Origin of the sequence: uncultured Turicimonas sp. (assembly GCF_902477955.1) — a bacterium.
In the GTDB taxonomy this organism is placed as follows: domain Bacteria; phylum Pseudomonadota; class Gammaproteobacteria; order Burkholderiales; family Burkholderiaceae_F; genus Turicimonas.
Genome location: NZ_CABSJB010000071.1, coordinates 1 through 2977 on the forward strand (window position 1 = coordinate 1; position 2977 = coordinate 2977).

Consider the following 2977-nt stretch of genomic DNA (forward strand, 5'->3'; position numbering starts at 1 on the left):
TTGTATTAGATAGGAAAGGCAGGAGCCTGATGCCCTGTCATCCGGCAAGAGCAAGAAAGCTCCTGAAAAAAGGACGGGCCCGGGTGGCTGGTTATTCCTACAGTTGGGAAGGCTGTCCAACTCCTCCTCGGGTTGAAACCTGAGGTATCTTTGGAGAAGTTAGATGAACAACTGCATCCAGTTAACAAAGAAATTAAAACCTCAGTTTGTGACCCGATTAAGAGCTCTTCTGACCGAGTTGTACAAAGATGTGCCGGCGTCGGAATCGGAACCGCAAATTTACCAAATTGTCTATTCCGCTGTGAAGAATTTGGAATGGGCGGCCAACGGTTACTGCATTCTTCCTGACTGTTCCCCTATATATGTTTCAACTACAAAAGGATTTGTAAAAGGACTGACGATGAATTTGTCTGTCTTAGGCAAAAGTTTTGATTTGTGCGTTATGCCGAGTGATTTCAGAGAGGTGTAGGAGATGAAATTTACCGGGAAAGATGAAAAAAGCAAGAACTGGAAAAACTATGTTTACCCAAGCGACTCAGTATCAAATACTCCTTCAAGCCAGTATCTTGGGTGTTGTTTATTGCGCAGTAAATGGATTGAAAGAACCATGTCCAACAACTACATTGGTTTTCCTTGGGTCAGTTATAGCGACAGCAATTCTCCCGGATCTAAAACCTTTTTTCAATACTTCCAGTTGGGGTACGGAATTCTTCACCGCCTGCCTGATTGCAGGACTACCTTATTATTTTCCAAAACCGCTGGAATTATTCATAGAGTATGCGGCCTTTGCCGCCATTACAGTGGGGGCTTTGTGTATTCCATATTTGTGAAGAGGTATTCATTTACCGTTAGACAGGGGAAATCTTACGAAAACATTTTCCTGCGAACCGTCACTGAAAATGAATTTAAGAAAATGCTCTGTTTCTTCCTTTGGAAACAAGACGAACAATCTCACTGTAGTTGTCTCTCCCAGAGAGTAAATTGGTATAGCTTTCATGTTGAGTTTTACAGAAAATTTTTCGTCAAAGGTTTTACTCAAAAGAGTTGGCTCTGGGAAAAATTTGTTCAGAGGGTCGGAGACTTTAACCGACTCCAAATAAATTTGCTCTCGCAAAGATGTAATTTTTACTTGGATCTCTTGAAGGGATTTTGTCCCGTTAATTGTCTGGAAATCAAAGATTTTAATGTTGATAATCATAGAGTTATCTCTGCCAATATCCCAGAAGTAGAGAGTAACACCAAGAGTTATGAACGCGAGAGACGCGGTCGTCCAATCAAGAAGGCTGTCACTAGAGTACCCAGCTCTCTGCACTTCAAACCAAATTCTGGGAAGAATTCCGAGAAAGAGTATCTCAGCACTACCAATATAAATAAATTTCCTGATTTTTCTGTACTGAAGGGCAAGTTTCAGTCTTATAAGAGTTCGTTTCAAGTTCATTATCTTCTCCGAGGGTTGATTAGTAATTTGAGTGTGCAAATCAAATTCTATTCTTCCCTTCGGAGGACTCAATCTCCGGTTATTCAAGGATAAAAAATGAAGATAACTCAATCCAGAAGACTAAAAACTGCACTTTGTTTTATCGCCGGTACGGGCCTTTTAACCTGTTTTGCATTTAAGGTCATGGCTCAGGAGAATTATTCAAAGATTCCGGGGATGCCAAGCATAGATTTTATGACCGGTGATGACCGCTGGGGATGCGAAGTTCTTCTTTGTCTCGCAAACCCAAACGGGCCAAGGGCGGTAAGCGAATGCCGACCTCCTATTGATAAATTGTTTAAGTGCTTGTCGAAACGCCATCCATGCTCGTTTCCGCAGTGCCCGATGGCTGGGGAAGGCAATTATGCAAAGCAGCTTAACGACGGTTTTGACCCCTGCTCGCTATACGGACTGGAGGATGCTCCGAAGGGATATCTTTTGCAAGGTAAGTTAGACGGATTGGACTTAACTTCAGGAAGAAGAGGAAGGACTCAGTATATCAAGCGTGGTTCTTCGTCTTACAACTGGGGCGGAGAACACTTTTTCTCCGGCAACAATGACGAAGGCAGCAGTTCTGCCGGGCGTTGGGCCGGAACCAAAGCCTGTGTTAAAGGTTATCAAGGCACTCTATACGAACCTTACACATGCTATGAAGATTCCGGTGAATCGAGTTATGCCACTACTTGTTATAGGCCGGTCAAAGTCTATGAGCAGGTGCTGTGGCAGGACTACCAAAGCAGACGAGCGATTGATGTTTATATCGACGGCAAAATTTTCAGACGAGTGCATTGGTAGAGCAAAGTTTCATAACCATGGAGAAATATCTGATGAATTATCCCCCGGTAACTTCAAAGGAATTTCTCCGTGGTAAATCCCGAGAGAAAAAAAATGATTGTTAATAAAGAAAAACTCGCAGATGTTGAAGTTGTTAGAGTGGGAGAAAAGCTCAAACAAGGTCTTGCCGGCATCAGAAAGCTAGTTATCTATGAAGCAAGAATCAAACAAGGGCAAAAAACATTGAAAAAGAAGTCAGAAGATTTGAACGAGCTGCTAGCTTGGATTCAGAAGAAAAAGGCGGCCTAAAGTTTTTAACCTTTGTGAATTTTCTTATCTCAGCTTTTTAGTGCAAGCATTTATTTTACAAAGGTTTTTTCTTCAAGGCTGTTCGGAGGCCGGATGCTAAAAAAGTTTAAATTTTTACTTGGCCGGTAAATTTAAACGCCTCCGAACTGTCCTATTTTAAATATTCAGAGCATCTATAAAGACAAAGGCCCCGTAATGAGAAGGTACGGTAAAAGATAATTCTTCTCAAAAGTTCATAAGCGTCCATTTAACCGGCCAAGTTAAATATAGAACGAATGTTAACCACCCCGGGCTAAAAGCCCGAGGCTTGCAAAAGCCTGGTTGACCAGCCTCAGTCGGCAGCAATGCTGACTACGTTGCAGAGAGGTTCAAGACTCACTCCGGGGTGCTTCCTCAGCTCCGGACCCTGAAAGTTCC

The 2977-nt window shown here is 42.6% G+C and carries 5 protein-coding genes; all 5 read left to right on the top strand.

Translation table 11 applies throughout. From position 1 onward, the window contains the following. A partial coding sequence (locus RDK53_RS12165; protein WP_374041589.1) for an RRXRR domain-containing protein occupies positions 1-143 on the top strand: 143 nt, incomplete at its 5' end. Positions 144-163: 20 nt separating this feature from the next. Then, on the top strand, positions 164-469 hold the full coding sequence (locus RDK53_RS12170; RefSeq protein ID WP_308515242.1) for a hypothetical protein: 306 nt from the start codon (positions 164-166) through the stop codon (positions 467-469). 22 nt (positions 470-491) lie between these two features. Next, positions 492-830 carry a hypothetical protein gene (locus tag RDK53_RS12175; protein ID WP_308515244.1) on the top strand — a complete coding sequence of 113 codons (339 nt, stop codon included), beginning with the start codon at positions 492-494 and terminating at the stop codon, positions 828-830. A gap of 704 nt (positions 831-1534) precedes the next feature. Further along, positions 1535-2272 carry a TrbM/KikA/MpfK family conjugal transfer protein gene (locus tag RDK53_RS12180; protein ID WP_308515246.1) on the top strand — a complete coding sequence of 246 codons (738 nt, stop codon included), beginning with the start codon at positions 1535-1537 and terminating at the stop codon, positions 2270-2272. A 93-nt stretch (positions 2273-2365) separates the two neighbouring features. Beyond that, the gene (locus RDK53_RS12185; RefSeq protein WP_308515248.1) at positions 2366-2560 is read left to right on the top strand and encodes a hypothetical protein; all 195 of its coding nucleotides are present in this window, start codon (positions 2366-2368) and stop codon (positions 2558-2560) included. The last annotated feature ends 417 nt before the right edge of the window (positions 2561-2977 follow it).

Coding starts and splice junctions, on each gene's coding strand:
- RDK53_RS12170 (WP_308515242.1), top strand. CDS start 164: ATGAACAACTGCATCCAGTTAACAAAGAAATTAAAACCTCAGTTTGTG.
- RDK53_RS12175 (WP_308515244.1), top strand. CDS start 492: ATGAAAAAAGCAAGAACTGGAAAAACTATGTTTACCCAAGCGACTCAG.
- RDK53_RS12180 (WP_308515246.1), top strand. CDS start 1,535: ATGAAGATAACTCAATCCAGAAGACTAAAAACTGCACTTTGTTTTATC.
- RDK53_RS12185 (WP_308515248.1), top strand. CDS start 2,366: ATGATTGTTAATAAAGAAAAACTCGCAGATGTTGAAGTTGTTAGAGTG.